14 protein-coding genes are annotated in these 16522 nt (G+C 74.4%); 2 read left to right on the plus strand and 12 right to left on the minus strand.

Features of this window, described 5'->3' with window-relative positions:
* From smc to N0B34_RS00045, 9 genes are all read right to left on the minus strand, one after another.
* Window positions 1-2538: chromosome segregation protein SMC (gene smc / locus N0B34_RS00005; RefSeq protein WP_263729102.1), on the minus strand; the 2538-nt coding region annotated here is incomplete at its 3' end.
* Window positions 2539-2587: 49 nt separating this feature from the next.
* Window positions 2588-3022 carry a nucleoside-diphosphate kinase gene (gene ndk, locus N0B34_RS00010; RefSeq protein ID WP_263729104.1) on the minus strand — a complete coding sequence of 145 codons (435 nt, stop codon included), beginning with the start codon at window positions 3020-3022 and terminating at the stop codon, window positions 2588-2590.
* Between the two features lie 38 nt (window positions 3023-3060).
* Window positions 3061-3474 (minus strand): DUF4233 domain-containing protein, encoded by a 414-nt coding sequence (locus N0B34_RS00015; RefSeq protein ID WP_263729107.1) that lies wholly within the window; start codon window positions 3472-3474, stop codon window positions 3061-3063.
* Between the two features lie 84 nt (window positions 3475-3558).
* The gene (gene dhaM, locus N0B34_RS00020) at window positions 3559-4284 is read right to left on the minus strand and encodes a dihydroxyacetone kinase phosphoryl donor subunit DhaM (RefSeq protein ID WP_263729108.1); all 726 of its coding nucleotides are present in this window, start codon (window positions 4282-4284) and stop codon (window positions 3559-3561) included.
* The gene (gene dhaL, locus N0B34_RS00025; RefSeq protein WP_263729110.1) at window positions 4281-4916 is read right to left on the minus strand and encodes a dihydroxyacetone kinase subunit DhaL; all 636 of its coding nucleotides are present in this window, start codon (window positions 4914-4916) and stop codon (window positions 4281-4283) included. Before dhaL ends, dhaM begins: the two co-directional genes overlap by 4 nt.
* Before the next feature lie 72 nt (window positions 4917-4988).
* On the minus strand, window positions 4989-5984 hold the full coding sequence (gene dhaK / locus N0B34_RS00030) for a dihydroxyacetone kinase subunit DhaK (RefSeq protein WP_263729111.1): 996 nt from the start codon (window positions 5982-5984) through the stop codon (window positions 4989-4991).
* Window positions 5985-6158: 174 nt separating this feature from the next.
* Window positions 6159-7547, minus strand: coding sequence for a bifunctional folylpolyglutamate synthase/dihydrofolate synthase (locus N0B34_RS00035; protein ID WP_263729112.1), 1389 nt, complete (start codon window positions 7545-7547; stop codon window positions 6159-6161).
* Entirely contained in the window at window positions 7544-10825 is a 3282-nt protein-coding gene (gene ileS / locus N0B34_RS00040; RefSeq protein ID WP_318529944.1) for an isoleucine--tRNA ligase, read from the minus strand. Before ileS ends, N0B34_RS00035 begins: the two co-directional genes overlap by 4 nt.
* A gap of 262 nt (window positions 10826-11087) precedes the next feature.
* Window positions 11088-12713, minus strand: a complete 1626-nt coding sequence (locus N0B34_RS00045) for a methyl-accepting chemotaxis protein (protein WP_263729113.1) — start codon at window positions 12711-12713, stop codon at window positions 11088-11090.
* 110 nt (window positions 12714-12823) lie between these two features.
* Between N0B34_RS00045 and N0B34_RS00050 the strand changes: the two genes are divergently transcribed.
* A complete protein-coding gene (locus N0B34_RS00050; protein ID WP_263729114.1) occupies window positions 12824-13537 on the plus strand; it encodes an HAD hydrolase-like protein in 714 nt (237 codons plus the stop codon).
* Here N0B34_RS00050 and N0B34_RS00055 read toward each other — a convergent pair.
* Complete coding sequence (locus N0B34_RS00055) at window positions 13488-14015, minus strand: phosphoribosyltransferase (RefSeq protein ID WP_263729116.1); 528 nt, start codon at window positions 14013-14015, stop codon at window positions 13488-13490. The two genes, N0B34_RS00050 and N0B34_RS00055, sit on opposite strands and share 50 nt — an antisense overlap.
* A 104-nt stretch (window positions 14016-14119) precedes the next feature.
* On the opposite strand from N0B34_RS00055, the gene N0B34_RS00060 reads away from it, so the two are divergent.
* Complete coding sequence (locus N0B34_RS00060) at window positions 14120-14893, plus strand: DUF1206 domain-containing protein (protein WP_263729117.1); 774 nt, start codon at window positions 14120-14122, stop codon at window positions 14891-14893.
* On the opposite strand, the gene N0B34_RS00065 is transcribed toward N0B34_RS00060, so the two are convergent.
* Window positions 14798-15787: a phosphatase PAP2 family protein gene (locus tag N0B34_RS00065; protein WP_318529945.1), complete on the minus strand. Its 990-nt coding sequence runs from the start codon at window positions 15785-15787 to the stop codon at window positions 14798-14800. The genes N0B34_RS00060 and N0B34_RS00065 overlap by 96 nt on opposite strands.
* Window positions 15787-16509: a phosphatase PAP2 family protein gene (locus N0B34_RS00070; protein ID WP_263729118.1), complete on the minus strand. Its 723-nt coding sequence runs from the start codon at window positions 16507-16509 to the stop codon at window positions 15787-15789. The genes N0B34_RS00065 and N0B34_RS00070 overlap by 1 nt, the downstream gene beginning before the upstream one ends.
* Between the last annotated feature and the right edge of the window lie 13 nt (window positions 16510-16522).

Raw genomic sequence — 16522 nt, forward strand, 5'->3', positions numbered from 1 at the left:
CGCCTGGCGGGCGCGGGCGCGTTCCCGCTCCGCGGCACGCTCGCGCGCCGTCCGTTCCGCGGCAGCGGCACGCTCGAGCGAGTCGGCGCGGCCTGCGAGCGCGCGCGCCCGCTCCTCGGCGGTGCGGAGCGTCAGCCGGGCATCGGTCTCGCGGCCGCGGGCCGCCGTGGCGAGGGCCGCCGTCCGGTCACGCTCGGACGTGCGCTCGGCGACCGCGTCCTCGCCGTCCGCCGGCTGGTCCTGCGCGGCAGCCAGCCGCTCGGTCAGCTCGGCGAGCGCCTCGGTGTCCTCCTGCAGCGTCCGCTCGGCAGCGTCGAGCGACTGCTGGACCCGCTCCGCCTCCGCACGGGCGGACCGCGCCGTCGAGCCCAGCGTGGCGAGCTGCTCCGCGACCGCCGCAAGCGCGGCGTCGGACTCGTTGAGCCGGTCGAGGGTCTCCTGGTAGGCCTGTCGAGCAGCGGTCTGCTGGTCACGTGCGCCCGCCAGCTCGAACCGCAGCCGTTCCGCCAGAGCCTGCGCCTGCTCGGCCCCCGAGCGCGCCTGGTCGAGCGCGGCCTGCAGGTGCAGGGCGCTGGGCGCCTCGGCGGAGCCCCCGGACGCGCGGTGGGCGGACAGCAGGTCACCGGTGCGGGTGGCGACGACGAGGTCCGAGCGGGCACCGAGCACGGCGCGGGCCGTGGCGAGGTCGTCGACGACGACGACACCGGCCAGGGCGGCCGCCACCGCGTCCCGCACTGCCGGCGGGCAGCGGACCAGGTCGACGGCGCGGTCGGCACCGGTGGGCAGCGGGAGGTCGTCGACCGGGCCGGCACCGGCGGGCGCCGCCGAGCCGACCAGCAGCCCCGACCGCCCGGCGTCCTGCTCGCGCAGGTAGCGGATGGCGTCGACGGCCGCGTCGACACCGTCGACCGCCACCGCGTCCGCGAGCGGTCCCAGGGCTGCGACCACCGCCTCCTCGTCGCGTGGGTCCACCGAGAGCAGGGCGGCCACCGACCCGATGGTCCCGCGCAGGCCGTCGGCGGCGAGCAGCGCGCCCGCACCGTCCTTGCGCGACAGGCTCAGCTCGAGCGTCTCGGCGCGAGCCGCCAGCGTGCTGCGCTCCCGCTCGGCCTCCGCCAGCCGCTCCGTCAGGTCCGCGACGCGCTCCGTCGCCGCCTCCAGGGCGTCGGCCGCGGTCTCGTGGGCCGCGTCCAGCCCCTCCTCGCCCTCCTCGGCGCCGGCCACCTGGCCCTCGAGGGCCGCGAACTGGGTGGTCGCCTCCTCCGCGCGGCGCTGCGCGGCCGCGTGCGCCCCGCGCAGCCGGCCGATCTCCTCGCCGGTCGCCTCGAGGCGGCTGCGGCGGGCGGCGACCTGTCCGGCCAGCCGCGCCACGCCCTCACGACGGTCCGCCGCCGCCCGCAGCACGGAGGCCAACGCCTTCTCCGCCTCGGTGGCCACCGCCTCCGCCTGCTGCCGCGCGGTCACCGCACCCTCGAGCGCCGCGCGTGCCAGGTCCACCTCGGTGCCCAGCTCCGCCTCGGCCGCCCGGACGCGCGCCGCCTGTGCGACCAGGTCGTCGGGGTCCTGACCGCCGGACCGCTCCGGTGCGGCGGCGCCGAGCAGGCGCACCCGGTCCGCCGCCAACGACGCCGTGCCGCGCAGCCGCTCACGCAGCGCCGACAGCCGGTACCACAGCTCGCCGGCCTCCGTGACGGCGGGTGCGGCCTCGGCTGCCGCCCGCTCGAGCGTGGCCAGCTGGTCGCGGGTGGCCGCGAGCTCGGTGCCGACCTCCTCGCGCCGGGCGAGGAGCGCCGTCTCGTCGGCCGTCTCCTGCGCCATCGCGGCGGTCAGCTGCGCCAGGTCGTCGGCGAGCAGCCGGGCCCGGGCGTCGCGCACGTCCGTCTGCACCACGGCCGCCTTGCGCGCGACCTCGGCCTGGCGACCCAGCGGGCCGAGCTGCCGGCGGATCTCGGTGGTGAGGTCCGCCAGCCGGGTCAGGTTGGCCTGCATCGCGTCGAGCTTGCGGAGCGCCTTCTCCTTGCGCCGGCGGTGCTTGAGCACCCCCGCCGCCTCCTCGATGAAGCCGCGACGCTCCTCCGGCGTGGCGCGCAGGACGGTGTCGAGGCGCCCCTGGCCGACGATGACGTGCATCTCGCGGCCCATGCCGGTGTCCGACAGCAGCTCCTGGATGTCCAGCAGCCGGCAGGAGCGGCCGTTGATCGCGTACTCCGACCCACCGTTGCGGAACAGGGTCCGCGAGATCGACACCTCGGTGTAGTCGATCGGCAGCGCGCCGTCGGTGTTGTCGATGGTCAGTGACACCTCGGCACGGCCGAGCGGCGGCCGGCCGGCGGTGCCGGCGAAGATGACGTCCTCCATGGTGCCGCCGCGCAGCGACTTGGCGCCCTGCTCGCCCATCACCCAGGCGAGGGCGTCCACCACGTTGGACTTGCCGGAGCCGTTGGGCCCGACGACGCACGTGATGCCCGGCTCGAAGCTCAGGGTCGTCGCGGAGGCGAACGACTTGAAGCCCCGCAGCGTCAGGGTCTTCAGGTGCACGGGGGCAGCCTACGGTCGGGCACCGCGCGCGCCGCGGAGGCGGCGTCGGTCACAGGTGCGGGAACCAGAGCGCGATCTCACGCGCTGCGGACTCGGGCGAGTCCGAGCCGTGCACGATGTTCTGGATCGCCGAGGTGCCCCAGTCGCGCGCCAGGTCGCCGCGGATGGTGCCGGGGGCGGCGGCGGTCGGGTCGGTGGCGCCGGCGAGCGAGCGGAAGCCCTCGATCACCTTGTGACCCTCGGCCACCACGGCGACGAGGGGCCCGGACGTCATGAAATCGATCAGCGCCGGCAGCCACGGCTTGCCGAGGTGCTCGGCGTAGTGCTGCTCGAAGATCGCGCGGTCGGCGGTCCGCAGCTCGACGGCGGCCAGCGTGTAGCCCTTCGCCTCGATGCGGCGCAGCACCTCGCCCACCAGGCCGCGGCCGACGCCGTCGGGCTTGACGAGGACAAGGGTGCGCTGAACGGAAGGTGCGTCGGCCATGGCGGAAACCCTAGTGCCGGTCTCGGAGCCGGCCGGCGTCAGACCCGACGACGGGGCCGGGCGGGCTCCACGGCGTCCGGGTGCGCGGCGTCGAAGACGGCCCGCTCGGCGTCGATCCGCACCCCGAGCCACAGGAACAGCACCCAGAGGACGGCGAACAGGCCACCGACGCCGAACATCATCGGCACGACGAACCCGCAGGCCAGCACCGGCAGCTGCGCCACGGTGCCGGCGACGGAGCCCCAGCGCGGACGCTGCAGGCCGGCGAGCACCAGCAGCAGCGCCGCCAGCCCCCCGCCGACGGACCAGATCGCCGCCGGCGGCGCCGACCGCAGGCCGAACGCCACCAGGGCGGCGAAGAGCACGACGAAGGCCTCGAGCAGCAGCATCGTCTGGCCGAGGACGATGCGCGCCGGGCGCTTGCGTCGCACGGCGGGCGCGGGGCTGGTCACGCCGTCAGGCTACCGGCGGGTCTCGGCGAGCCCCGCCGCACCCGTTCGTCTGCCCGGGCCGAGCAGCCGGCCCGCGCGCGGCGCTCAGTCCTCGCCGAACTTGTCCTCGAACAGGGCGACCACCGCGTCGACCGCCTGCTGAGCCTGCTCGCCGCTGCCCTCGAGGACCAGGTCCGTGCCGTTCGCCACGCCCAGCGCCATCAGCTGGAGCACGCTCGCGGCGTCCACGCCGCCGAGCCGCACGTGCGCGTCGAAGCCGGCGACCGTCCGGGCGACGATCGCCGCGGGCCGCGCGTGCAGCCCCAGCCTGTTGGTCACCGTCACGGTGGTGCGGACCGCGCCGGGTTCCGTGGACAGCTCGGTGGTCGAGGACTGCTCGGCCGCGGTGTGGCCGGGGTGCGGGTGCAGGACGTCCGCGAACGTGGCGACGGCGCCCTCGGCCGCCGCGAGGACGCCCTGCACCCCTGCCCCGCCCTGCGCGGCCACCGCAGCGGCCACCGCACCCTCGACCAGCGGTGCGTCGGCCAGGAGCACGCGCTCCGCGACCGGCTCGTCGAGCATCTCGAGGACGGACTGCGCGGTCATCACGGCGGATCCGAGGTCCGTGAGGACCACGGCCGAGCGGCCGTCAGCGGTCGCCTGCTCCAGGGCGGCCTCGATGGCGTCGTAGCTGGTGCCGAGGCCGCCGTCGGGCATGCCGCCGGCCGGGAGCAGCGTGACGTCCGGGGCCATCTGCCCCGCGAGCTCGGCCAGCCCCTCGGCGATCAGGCGCGAGTGCGAGACCAGCACCAACGCCACCTGGACGGTCATGCGCCGGCCGCGTCCGCCGCGGCGCGCAGCAGCAGCTCGGTCGACCGGGCGCCGGGGTCCAGGTGGCCGATGGAGCGCTCGCCGAGGTACGACGCACGGCCCTTCGTGGCCAGGAGCGGGATGGTCGCCTGCGCTCCCGTGGCCGCGGCGTCGGCCGCCGCTGCCAGCACCGCGGCGGGCGAGCCGCCGTTGTCGGCCACGGACTCCGCGGCCTCGACCGCGGGAGTCCACGCGTCGACCATCGTCTTCTCGCCCGTGTGCGCCTTGCCGCGGGCGACTATGCCCTCCAGGGCCGCCTCCAGGACGGCGACCGCAGCAGCCGAGTCGAGCTCGGCCGCCGCGGCCGCCTTGGCCGCCCGCAGGTAGGCGGTGCCGTACAGCGGGCCGGCGGCACCGCCGACCGTGGACATCAGGGTCGTGGCGACCAGCTTGAGCACGTCACCGACCTGCTCCGGTGGCGCCTCGAGGCCGTCGAGCTTGGCCACGACGGCGGTGAACCCGCGGTTCATGTTCTCGCCGTGGTCACCGTCGCCGATCTGCCGGTCGAGCTCGATCAGCTCCTCGCGGTGCTCCTTGACCACCTTCGCCGAGAGGCGCACCCACTCGACCGCCCACGCCACGTCCAGACTCATCCCGCGCTCCCTGGCTCGTCCGACCCGCTCACCGTCGCCGATGCCCCCGGCGACCGTCCTACCAGGCGCGCCTCACCAGCGCAGCGCGGCGGTGTGCACCGGAGCGTCCCACAGGGCCGTCAGCTCGTCGTCCAGCCGCAGCACCGTGACGGACGCGCCCTGCATCTCGAGCGACGTGACGTAGTTGCCGACCAGCGACCGGACCACCTCGACACCGCGGCCCTCGAGCAGCGCCCTGGCGTGGCGGTAGACGACGTAGAGCTCGGACAGCGGGGTGCCGCCCATGCCGTTGACGAAGAGCAGGACCTTCTCGCCGGAGGCGAGCTTGAGGTCGTCCGCGACGGGCGTGAGCAGCATCTCGGTGATCTCGTCCGCGGACGCGAGCGGGATGCGACGGCGGCCCGGCTCGCCGTGGATGCCGATGCCGATCTCGATCTCGTCCTCGGGCAGGTCGAAGCTCGGCTTGCCGGCGTGCGGGACGGTGCATGCCGTGAGAGCGACACCCATGGACCGGACGTTGGCGATGACCTTCTCCGCGACGGCGACCACGGCGTCGAGGTCGTCGCCACGCTCGGCGGCGGCACCGGCGATCTTCTCCACGCACACCGTGCCGGCGACGCCGCGGCGACCGGCCGTGTACAGGGAGTCCTCGACGGCGACGTCGTCGTTGACCACCACGGAGCGCACCGTCACGCCCTCGGCGTCGGCCAGCTCGGCGGCCGTCTCGAAGTTGAGCACGTCGCCCGTGTAGTTCTTCACGATCGCCAGCACACCGGCACCGCCGTCGGCGGCCTGGATGGCCGGGGCGACCTGGTCCGGGGTGGGCGAGGTGAACACGGCACCGGGGACGGCGGCGTCGAGCATGCCCAGCCCGACGAAGCCGGCGTGCAGGGGCTCGTGGCCGCTGCCACCGCCGCTGACCAGGCCGACCTTGCCCTGCACCGCACCACCGGCGCGGGTGACGAAGATCGGGTCGGTGTGCACGGCGACGACGTCGGCGTGGGCCAGACCGAACCCCTCGACGGACTCGTTGACGACGTGCTCGGGATCGTTGATGAGCTTCTTCACTCCGGCGACCTGCCTTCCTCGGGTGGGCAGCTGTGCGGCGTCCCGAGGGTGGCGCCGATCGGCGTCGGCCGGCCCGGGACACGGCGACCGGGACGCCGTCGTCCCGTGAGGCTCACCCTCGCCGGGGCCCGCACCGGACGCAAGTGCGCTGCCGCTGCACGTTCGTGCAGATGGTCAGGGGCGACCCAGCAGCACACGCGCCTCGGCGACCAGCAGCAGCGAACCGGTGACCAGGACGCCCGCGCCGCGCTCGACCTCGCTCTCCGCACGCTCGACCGCGACGGCGATCGCCTCGTCCAGCCGCTCCGCGACGTGCACCCGCTCCTCGCCGAACACGTCCCGGGCCAGGTCCGCCAGCTCCGCCACGTCCAGGGCCCGCGGCGACCCGGCGTGGGTCACGACCACCTCGGCCAGCACGGGTTCCAGGAGGCCCAGCATCGCCTCCGGGTCCTTGTCCGCCATCACGCCCACCACGCCGACCAGCCGCTCGAAGGCGAACGCCTCGTCCAGCGCCGCGACCATCGCCTCGACGCCGGCCGGGTTGTGCGCACCGTCCACGAGGACCGTCGGGCTGGACCGGACCACCTCGAGGCGGCCCGGCGACGTGACGTCCGCGAAGGCAGCACCGACGACGTCGCCGTCCAGCGCGCCTCCACCGGTGAGCAACGCCTCGGTCGCCGCGAGCGCCAGCAGGGCGTTGTGGGCCTGGTGCTCCCCGTGCAGCGGAAGGAACACGTCCTGGTACACCCCGCCGAGCCCGCGCAGGGTGAGCAGCTGGCCGCCGACCGCCACCTGGCGCTCGAGGACGGCGATCTCCTGCTCGTCGCGCACCAGCCGGGCGCCGTGCTCGGCAGCCGCCGCCTCGATCACCGCCTCGGCCGACTCGGCCTGCGCCGAGACCACCACCGTGCCGCCGTCCTCGATGATCCCCGCCTTCTGGGTGGCGATCTCCCCCAGCGTGTGGCCGAGGTAGCGCTCGTGGTCCATCGCGACCGGCGTGATCACCTGCACCTGCGAGCGGACGACGTTGGTGGAGTCCCAGAGGCCGCCCATGCCGACCTCGACGACCGCGACGTCCACCGGCGCATCGGCGAACGCCGCGAACGCCATCACGGTGAACACCTCGAAGAAGGACAGCCGGGGGCCACCGGCGTCGACCGACCGCTGGTCGACCAGCTCGACGTAGGGCGCCACGTCGTTCCACACCGCGACGAACTGCTCGTCGCTGATCGGCTCGCCGTCGATCGCGATGCGCTCGTTGACCCGGGTCAGGTGCGGGCTGGTGAACCGACCGGTGCGCAGACCGTGCTCGCGCAGCAGGCGCTCGACCATGCGGGCCGTGGACGTCTTGCCGTTGGTGCCGGTGACGTGCACCACCCGGTAGGCGTCCTGCGGGTCGCCGAGCAGCTCGCACACCTGCCGCACGCGGTCGAGCGTCGGGTCGATCTCGTGCTCCGGTGCGCGGGCGACGATCGCGGCGTAGACGCGGTCGGCCTCGTGGCGCGCGGCCTCGGCCTGCTGGTCGCGGCGGTGGTCGGCGCCCGACGAGCCGCGGCGGCTCATGCCTCCACCCGGCTGACCTGGACGGTGAGCTCGTCGCCCGGCGTCACGTCGAACGAGGTCGCCAGCGTCTCCCGGGCGACGAACTCGCGGTGCGCCTCGACGGCCGGGACCTGCGCGGCCGGCACCTGCAGGCGCAGGTCGATCCGGTCGCTCACCCGAAGTCCGGCCGCCTTGCGGGCGTCCTGCACCGCACGGACGACGTCGCGGGCGTACCCCTCGGCGAGCAGCGCGTCGTCGAGGCCCAGGTCGAGCACCACGAACCCGCCGCCACCGGGCAGCACCGCCGCGGCGACGTCCGCGCCGGCCGCGCCGTCGACCACGGTGGTCAGGTCGTACTCCGCCGGCAGCAGCGGCACGTCGGTGCCGTCCTCCAGGGTCACCACCACACCGTCCTCGGTCGCCCGCCACGAGCCGGCCTTGGCCGCGCGGATCGCCGTCTGCACGCCCTTGCCCAGGCGCGGGCCGGCGGCCCGCGCGTTCACCGCGAGGCGCTGCGTGATGCCGAACCGGGCGGCCGCGTCCTCGTCGTCGGCGACCAGCTCGACGCGCTTGACGTTGAGCTCGGCCGCGACCAGGTCCGTGTACGGCACGGCCGCCGCCGGGTCGGCCACCGCGACGGTCAGCGAGCGCAGCGGCTGCCGCACGCGCAGCTGGTGGGCCTTGCGCAGCCCCAGCGCGGTCGACACCGCCGAGCGCACCTGGTCGACCACGGCCGCCAGGTTCTCGTCGGCGCCGTGGCCGCCCGGCACGTGCGTCGGCCAGTCCGTCAGGTGCACCGAGCGCTGCCCGGTCAGGCCTCGCCAGACCTCCTCGGTCACCAGGGGCGCGAGCGGCGCCATCACCCGGGTGAGCACCTCGAGCGCGGTCCACAGCGTGTCGAAGGCGTCGTGGTCCTCGACCCAGAACCGGTCGCGCTGCGTGCGCACGTACCAGTTGGTCAGCACGTCGAGGTGCTCGCGCACCAGGGCGCACGCCGCGGCGATCTCGTAGGAGTCGAGCGCCGCGGTGACCGCGCCCACCAGCTCACCGGTCCGGGCCAGCAGGTACCGGTCCATCACCGGCAGGCCGGCCACGCGCTCGTCGTCCACCGGCCGGGCGACGTAGCCCCGCCCCTCGTCGGCCGCGCCCGCGTACAGCGTGAAGAAGTAGTACGTGCTCCACAGCGGCAGCACCACCTGGCGCACGGCCTCGCGGATGTTCTCCTCCGCCACCACCAGGTTGCCGCCGCGCAGCACCGGCGAGCTCATCAGCGACCACCGCACGGCGTCGGAGCCGTAGGTGTCGAACATCTCCATCGGGTCGGGGAAGTTGCGCAGCGACTTGGACGCCTTGCGGCCGTCGTCGCCCAGCACGATGCCGTGGCAGATCACCGAGGTGAACGCCGGCCGGTCGAACAGCGCCGTGGCCAGCACGTGCAGCAGGTAGAACCAGCCGCGCGTCTGGCCGACGTACTCGACGATGAAGTCGCCCGGGAAGTGGTGCTCGAACCAGTCGGCGTTCTCGAACGGGTAGTGCACCTGCGCGTACGGCATGGAGCCGGAGTCGAACCACACGTCCAGCACGTCCGGGATGCGGCGCATGGTGCTCTGCCCGGTCGGGTCGTCCGGGTTGGGCCGCGTCAGCTCGTCGATGAACGGCCGGTGCAGGTCCGGCTCGCCGGCCTCGTTGAGCGGCAGCCGGCCGAAGTCGGCCTCCAGCTCGGCGAACGAGCCGTAGACGTCGACGCGCGGGTGGGCCGGGTCGTCGGACACCCACACCGGGATGGGCGTGCCCCAGTACCGGTTGCGGGACACCGACCAGTCGCGAGCACCCTCGAGCCACTTGCCGAACTGCCCGTCGCGGATGTGCTCCGGCGTCCACGCGATCTGCTGGTTCAGCTCGATCATCCGGTCACGGAACTGGGTCACCCGCACGAACCAGGAGGAGACGGCCTTGTAGATCAAGGGGTTCCGGCAGCGCCAGCAGTGCGGGTAGGAGTGCACGTAGGAGGCCTGGCGCAGCAGCCGGCCGTCCTCGCGCAGCCGGCGGGTGATCGGCATGTTCGCCTCGAACACCTGCTGGCCCTCGAAGTCGGGCACCACGGCGGTGAACCTCCCGGCGTCGTCCACCGACAGCAGCGTGGGGATGCCGGCGGCGTCGCAGGCACCCTGGTCGACCTCGCCGTAGGCGGGTGCCAGGTGCACGATGCCGGTGCCGTCCTCCGTGGTGACGAAGTCGCCGACCAGCACCTGCCAGGCGTCCTGCGTGCCGTACTTCTCGGTGTCGGCGAAGTAGTCGAACAGCCGCTCGTAGCGCAGGCCGGCCAGCTCGGCGCCGGGGAGCTCGCGGGTGACGGCCGTGACGGCGTCGTCGGGTGCGGCGTAGCCGAGGTCCTTGGCGTAGCCGGGCAGCAGGTCGCGGGCGAGCAGGAACGGGCCGGTGCCGGCGGAGGTCCCGGCGGGCCCGGCGGGCACGACGACGTAGGTGATCTCGGCGCCGACCGCGAGGGCCTCGTTGGTCGGCAGCGTCCACGGCGTCGTCGTCCACGCGACCGCCCGGACACCGGCCAGGCCGAGAGCCTCCGCCCGCTCCCCCACCAGCGGGAACGTGACGGTCACGGTCTGGTCCTGACGTTCCTGGTAGACGTCCGCGTCCATGCCGAGCTCGTGGTTGGACAGCGGCGTCTGGTCTCGCCAGCAGTACGGCAGCACGCGGTAGCCCGAGTACGCCAGCCCCTTGTCGTACAGCTGCTTGAACGCCCAGATCACCGACTCCATGAACGTCGGGTCCAGCGTCTTGTAGTCGTGCTCGAAGTCCACCCAGCGGGCCTGGCGGGTGACGTAGTCCTCCCACTCGTGGGTGTACGTCAGCACCGACTCGCGGCACGCCGCGTTGAACGCCGCGATGCCCATCTGCTCGATCTGCGACTTGTCGGTGATGCCGAGGATCCGCTCGGCCTCGAGCTCGGCCGGCAGCCCGTGGGTGTCCCAGCCGAACCGTCGCTCGACGCGGTGGCCGCGCATGGTCTGGTAGCGGGGCACGACGTCCTTCACGTAGCCCGTCAGCAGGTGACCGTAGTGCGGCAGGCCGTTGGCGAACGGCGGGCCGTCGTAGAAGACGAACTCGTTGGAGCCGTCGGGACCGGCCTCACGCGCCTCGACCGAGGCGACGAAGGTGCCGTCGGCCTTCCAGTAGGCGAGCACGTCCTGCTCGAGCGCAGGCAGGTCCGGGGAGGCGGGCACGCCCTGCGGCTCGGACGACTGGTCGGACGACGAGGGACGGTGCAGCGGATACGCCACGGCGAGACTCTCCTGGTTGCACGCACCCGGGCGGGTGCGGACGACTCCGGTCACGAGGACGACGACGTCCGGACCGGCCGGACCCCACCGCGGTACCACCTCGTTTGCCGGGCCCCGAGGGGTCCGGCCGCTCGCCTGCGGCTGTGACGGGCCTGCCCCGTCCGGTTCTACTGGGGACCGCGGTGCTGCTGCGGCCCTGTTCTTCCGGAGGCTCGCCGGTGATGGCCGGGTCGACGCCTGTGCCCGCAGTGTATGTCGTACGTCAGTAGGTGAACCCCGCGACCTGCGACCGCAGCCCCGCGGCGAGCCGCGCGAGCTCGCCCGTCGACTGGTTGAGCTGCGACAGCGCCCGGGTGGAGGACTGCGCGGCGTCGGCGACGCCGACGATGTTCCCGGCGATCTCACCGGAGCCCGTCGCGGCCTCCGTCACGGAGCGGGACATCTCGTTGGTGGTGGCCGTCTGCTCCTCGACGGCCGAGGCGATGGTCAGCTGGTGGGTGTTGATCTCCGCGATGATCTGCGCGATCTGCCCGATCGCCTCGACGGCGCCGTCGGTGTCCGCCTGGATCGCGGCGACCCGCCGGGCGATGTCCTCCGTCGCGGTGGCCGTCTCCCGGGCGAGGTCCTTCACCTCGCCGGCCACGACCGCGAACCCCTTGCCGGCCTCGCCGGCGCGCGCAGCCTCGATGGTGGCGTTCAGGGCCAGCAGGTTGGTCTGCTCGGCGATGCTGGTGATCACCTTGACGACGTTGCCGATCTCCTGGCTCGAGGCGCCGAGGCGGGACACCGACTCGTTGGTCCGGTCGGCCACCTGGGTGGCCTGCTCGGCGACGCGCGCCGCCTCGTTGGCGGACACGGCGATCTCGCGGATCGAGGCGCCCATCTGCTCGGCCCCCGCTGCGACCGCCTGCACGTTCCGGCTGACCTGCTCCGCGGCGGCGGCGACCGCGCCGGCCTGGGCGCTGGTCTCCTCCGAGCCGGACGCCACCTGGGTGGAGATCGCCGACATCTCCTCCGAGGCCGACGAGACCGTCAGCACGGCGTCCCCGACGCCGCGCATGGTGGCCCGCAGGGTGCCCTGCGCCGTGACCAGGGCCCGGGCCATCTGACCGATCTCGTCCCCGGAGAGCACGCGCGGCTCCCGCGTCAGGTCGCCCTGCGCCAGGGCGTCCACCGAGCGCTTCACCTCCGCGACGGCCCGTCGGATGGAGCCCGCCATGCGCACGCCGATCACCGCCGACAGCAGCAGGCCCGCCGCCAGCGCTGCGACCGTCAGCTGCAGCGCCCGGTCGCCCGCGGCCTTCGAGGCCTTGGCCTGGCGCGTCATCGCGGCGGTCACCTCCGTCTCCACGTCGGTGAGCGCGCTGACCATCGCCCCGCCCAGGGACGCGGCGCTGCTGTCACGCACCTGCGCCCACGCCGCCTGGTCGCCGCTGAGGGCCGCCTGCATGAGGTCGCCGTCGACCACCTTCCGGTAGGCCGCGAGCGCATCGACGAAGCCCTGCCAGTGCGTCGGCGCGGCGCCCTGGGAGGCGGTGAAGGCGTCCACGAACGTCGCCTGGGCCTTGTCCAGGCCCTGGTAGGCGGTCGCCAGCTTGTCCGACTGCGCCTTCTTGGCGCTCTGCGGGTAGGCGGCGACGGCGGTCACCTGGTTGCGGACCGTCCACAGCGCGTCCTTCAGCGCGGTGAGCGAGGTCCCGACGGTGGCCTGCGTGTGCGCGAGCCGCGCGGCGTCGGCGGTGATCTGGGTGATCTGGACGGCGGCCACGCCGCCGAGCGCGACGGCGACGACCGCGAAGGTGGCCACGAGCCCGAGGATCTTGCCGCGCACCGTCAGGTGCGCACGGCGGGCGGGCTGGGCGGACGGTGCGGTCGTGGGCGCGGTCATCGGGTGCTCCGGGTCGATGTGGACGGCTGTCCAACCCATCGGCAGCTCGGGCACGGTCCTGACCAGATCGGTGGGCGGTGCCCCGCCGCGACCGCTGGGACAATCGTGGGATGAGCCCTGCACCGCTCGTCCTGCTCGACCTCGACGGCACCCTGACGGACTCGGCACCGGGGATCGTGGCGTCGGCGCGGGCCGCCTATGCCGACCTGGCCCTGCCGACGCCCGACGCCGCCACGCTGCGCACCTTCGTCGGACCGCCGATCGCCGGGTCGTTCCTGGCCCACGGCGTGCCCGCGGAGCGCGTCGCCGAGGCGATCGCCGCGTACCGGCGGTACTTCCGGGCCGGGGGCATGTTCGACAACGCGGTCTTCGAGGGAGTGCCGGAAGCGCTGCGTGACCTGCGCGCCGCCGGGGCCCGGCTGCTCGTCGCGACGTCCAAGCCGACGATGTTCGCCCGGCCGATCGTCGAGCACTTCGGCCTGGCGGAGCTGCTGGACGGGGTGTTCGGGGCTCCGCCGGACGACGTGCCGTCCTCGAAGGCGACGGTGATCGCCGAGGCGCTGGCGTCCCTCGGGCCCGACGGCTTCGACCCGGCGACCACGCTGATGGTGGGCGACCGGGAGCACGACGTCATCGGCGCCCGCACCCACGGCATCGACACGCTCGGGGTGGGGTGGGGGTACGCCGTCCCCGGCGAGCTGCGCAGCGCCGGCGCCGTCGCGGTGCTGGACCGGCCCGCCGAGCTGCTGCCCGCGGTGGCGGACCGCCTGCCGCTCAGCCCGCAGAAGGCGCGACCGGAGGCTGCGCCGACCACGGGAAGGTGATCCACCGGTCGGTGCGCCGCCACACGTAGTCCGGGTCGACGACCGACCGGGGCTTGGCGTACAGCACCGCGGTGCGCGCCTCCTCGCAGTGCTCGGCCACCAGCCGCTGCACCAGCGCCAGCGTCTCCCCCGTGTCGGCCACGTCGTCGACGACGAGCGCCCGCAGCCCGTGCAGCGCCGAGGTGTCGAGCAGCGGCGGCAGCACCGCCGGCGCGGCGAGCCGCTCGTCGACACCCGTGTAGAACTCGACGTTCAGCGTGCCGACGGCCTTGGTGCCCAGCGCGTACGCGAGCGCGCCGCCGGGAGGCAGGCCGCCGCGCGCCACCGCCACCACGACGTCCGGACGGAAGCCGGAGTCGACCACCGCCTGGGCCAGCTCGCGGACCGCGGTGCCGAACAGCTCCCAGCCGAGCACCTCGCGGGCGTCTGCCAGCTCGGCACCGGACTCGTCAACCGGGGTCGGGCGTCCGATCGTCATCGGCACAGGGTAGGGGCGCCGCGTTGCCACCAGGTTGCGCACCCGGCGGCGGCCGGGGCGCCTTCGGCGCGCGGGTGCGAGCACCCGGTGCGATCCTGCGAGCCATGGACCACACCGTGCGCGCGTCGGCCGTCCGGGCCGGCAACCACCCCGTGATCGAGAACGGTGCCCGGCTGGGCTACGCGGCCAGCGGGGTGCTGCACCTGCTGCTGGGCTGGCTCGCCCTGCAGCTCGCCCTGGGCCACGCTGCCACGGCGGACCAGACGGGCGCGCTCGCGGCCCTGGCCAGCACCGGCATCGGCAAGGTGCTGCTGTGGGTGCTGCTGGCGGGGTTCATCCTGCTCGGCGTCTGGCAGGTGGCCGAGGCGATCGGCCGGTACGGCAAGCAGCGGATCAAGCCGGCCGCCAAGGCCGTGGTGTACCTGGCGCTCGCGTGGACCGCGTTCAGCGTGCTGCGCGGTTCCGGGGCGACCGGCAACCAGCAGTCCTCCGGCACCGCAGCCCGGCTGATGACCTACCCGGCTGGCCGGCTGCTGGTCGGCGCGATCGGCGTGCTGGTGGTCGTCGTCGGCGTCTACCACGTCGTCAAGGGCTGGAAGAAGAAGTTCCTCACCGACCTGCGCGAGCACCCCAACGGCGGCGTCGTGCTCGCCGGCCGCATCGGCTACGTGGCCAAGGGCGTCGCGCTCGCCCTGGTGGGTGCCCTGTTCGTGTCCGCGGCGGTGAGCGCCGACCCGACCAAGGCCAAGGGCCTGGACGGCGCGCTGCGCAGCCTGCTGGCCCTACCCCTCGGTCGGGTGCTGCTGGTCCTCGTGGCGGTGGGCCTGGCGGCGTACGGGATCTACTCCTTCGCCCGCGCGCGGTACGCCCGCGTCTGAGACCGCCACCGGCGGTGCGGACTCAGGCAGTGCCGACGCGGGCGGGGCTGCGTGCCGCCCGGTTCGCAGCGGCGCCGGCCCGGCCGCCGGTGCGAGCACCGGCGTAGGCGAGGTCAGCGCCGGCGAGCCCGGTGCGGGCGGCGTCAGGTCCGGGGTGAACCGGCCGTGCCCGGACGTCGTGCGGTCGGGAGCGTCGTCGACCCGGACCGTCCGGGCGGTGTCCCGCCGCAGGTACCCGTACGCGAGAGCCGCGCAGACGGCACCGTTGAGGAACCCGGCCGCGACGTCGGTGGCGCTGTGCATGCCGCGGTACATCCGGGAGTAGGCGACGGCGAACGGCACCAGCGCGCAGAGCACGGTCACCAGGACCCGGACCCACACCGTCCGGATGCGCTGCGCGAGCAGCGCGAGGCTCAACCACAGGGCCGTCGACGCGCCGGTGTGGCCGCTGGGATAGCTGGACGTCGGCGGCGCCTGGTCGAGGTGCGGCACGTCGGGGCGCGGCCGCCCGACGATCAGCGACGCGCTCAAGAACACCGCGAGTTCGAGCAGCACCGCGATCGCCGGCACCACCGCGGACCACCACTCGCGCGTCGCCCACCACAGCAGCAGCACGGCGAGGAGGGTGCAGACGGCGATGACGCCCGTGCTGCCCGTGAGCGAGCCGTAGCGGGTCAGCGTGTTCATCAGCGGCGTGCGGCCGTCGGCGAGCGCCTGGCTCAGCGCACGCTCGGACGGCACGCCGTGCAGGGGCCCGGTCAGCACCAGGCCCAGGCCGAGCACCACGCCGAAGAGCAGCACGGCGGGCAGGGCGGCACGGACCAGCGCGTCACGGACGGCCTCGCGCACCGTGGGCGCGGACCGGTCGGCGTCGTACCGGGTCAGGGCGCTCATCAGGGCTCCTTCGGGGACGGCGGGGCGGTGGAGGGACGATCGACCGAGGGCGTGGGCCTGGCCGGCGCAGCGGGGCCGCGACCGAGGTAGCCGAGCGCCGAGCCGGCAGCGACGGCCGCACCGAAGAGGTAGCCGCCGAGCACGTCGGACGGGAAGTGGGCGCCGAGCATCACGCGGTCCAGGCCGATGAGCAGCGCCACGGCCACGGCGAGCACCACACCGGTCGCACGTCCTCGGCGACGCAGCAGCGGCCAGAGCAGCACCAGCAGGACGACCGCCGCGACCGTCGTGTTGGTGGCGTGCCCTGACGGGAAGCTGTAGCCGGGGGCGTGGTCGACGGCGTGCTCGACGACGGGCCGGGCGCGACCGACCAGCGCCTTGACGGCGTTGCTCAGGCCCCAGCCGAGGAGCACCGTCACGATCGCCCACAGCGCCCGCGTACCGAGCCCGCGGCGTCGCCAGGCCCACACGCAGACCAGCGCGACGACCAGGTTGACCCACGGCGGCTGGAACGCGGCCTGGCCGGCGAGCAGCACGCTGCGCACGGTCGCATCCGTCTGCGCGAGCGGCGTCATGGTACGGATCGCTGCGTCGTCGAGCCGGATCACGTCGGGCACGCCCACGCGGACGACGAAGGCGAGCACGGCTGCGGGGACGCTGAAGGCGAGGGACAGCCCCACGGCGCGCAGCAGCCGCCTGCGGCGGGACACCGTGGCCTTCATGCCTGCACGGTAG

Source organism: Cellulomonas sp. SG140, assembly GCF_025770785.1.
Taxonomy (GTDB): domain Bacteria; phylum Actinomycetota; class Actinomycetes; order Actinomycetales; family Cellulomonadaceae; genus Cellulomonas.

What these genes read in the sequence shown, in the direction of transcription:
- ndk (WP_263729104.1), bottom strand. Translation starts at nt 3,022, where the DNA reads ATGGCCGACGCACCTTCCGTTCAGCGCACCCTTGTCCTCGTCAAGCCC.
- dhaM (WP_263729108.1), bottom strand. Translation starts at nt 4,284, where the DNA reads ATGACCGTCCAGGTGGCGTTGGTGCTGGTCTCGCACTCGCGCCTGATC.
- dhaL (WP_263729110.1), bottom strand. Translation starts at nt 4,916, where the DNA reads ATGAGTCTGGACGTGGCGTGGGCGGTCGAGTGGGTGCGCCTCTCGGCG.
- N0B34_RS00035 (WP_263729112.1), bottom strand. Translation starts at nt 7,547, where the DNA reads ATGAGCCGCCGCGGCTCGTCGGGCGCCGACCACCGCCGCGACCAGCAG.
- N0B34_RS00045 (WP_263729113.1), bottom strand. Translation starts at nt 12,713, where the DNA reads ATGACCGCGCCCACGACCGCACCGTCCGCCCAGCCCGCCCGCCGTGCG.
- N0B34_RS00050 (WP_263729114.1), top strand. Translation starts at nt 12,824, where the DNA reads ATGAGCCCTGCACCGCTCGTCCTGCTCGACCTCGACGGCACCCTGACG.
- N0B34_RS00055 (WP_263729116.1), bottom strand. Translation starts at nt 14,015, where the DNA reads ATGACGATCGGACGCCCGACCCCGGTTGACGAGTCCGGTGCCGAGCTG.
- N0B34_RS00060 (WP_263729117.1), top strand. Translation starts at nt 14,120, where the DNA reads ATGGACCACACCGTGCGCGCGTCGGCCGTCCGGGCCGGCAACCACCCC.
- N0B34_RS00065 (WP_318529945.1), bottom strand. Translation starts at nt 15,787, where the DNA reads ATGAGCGCCCTGACCCGGTACGACGCCGACCGGTCCGCGCCCACGGTG.
- N0B34_RS00070 (WP_263729118.1), bottom strand. Translation starts at nt 16,509, where the DNA reads ATGAAGGCCACGGTGTCCCGCCGCAGGCGGCTGCTGCGCGCCGTGGGG.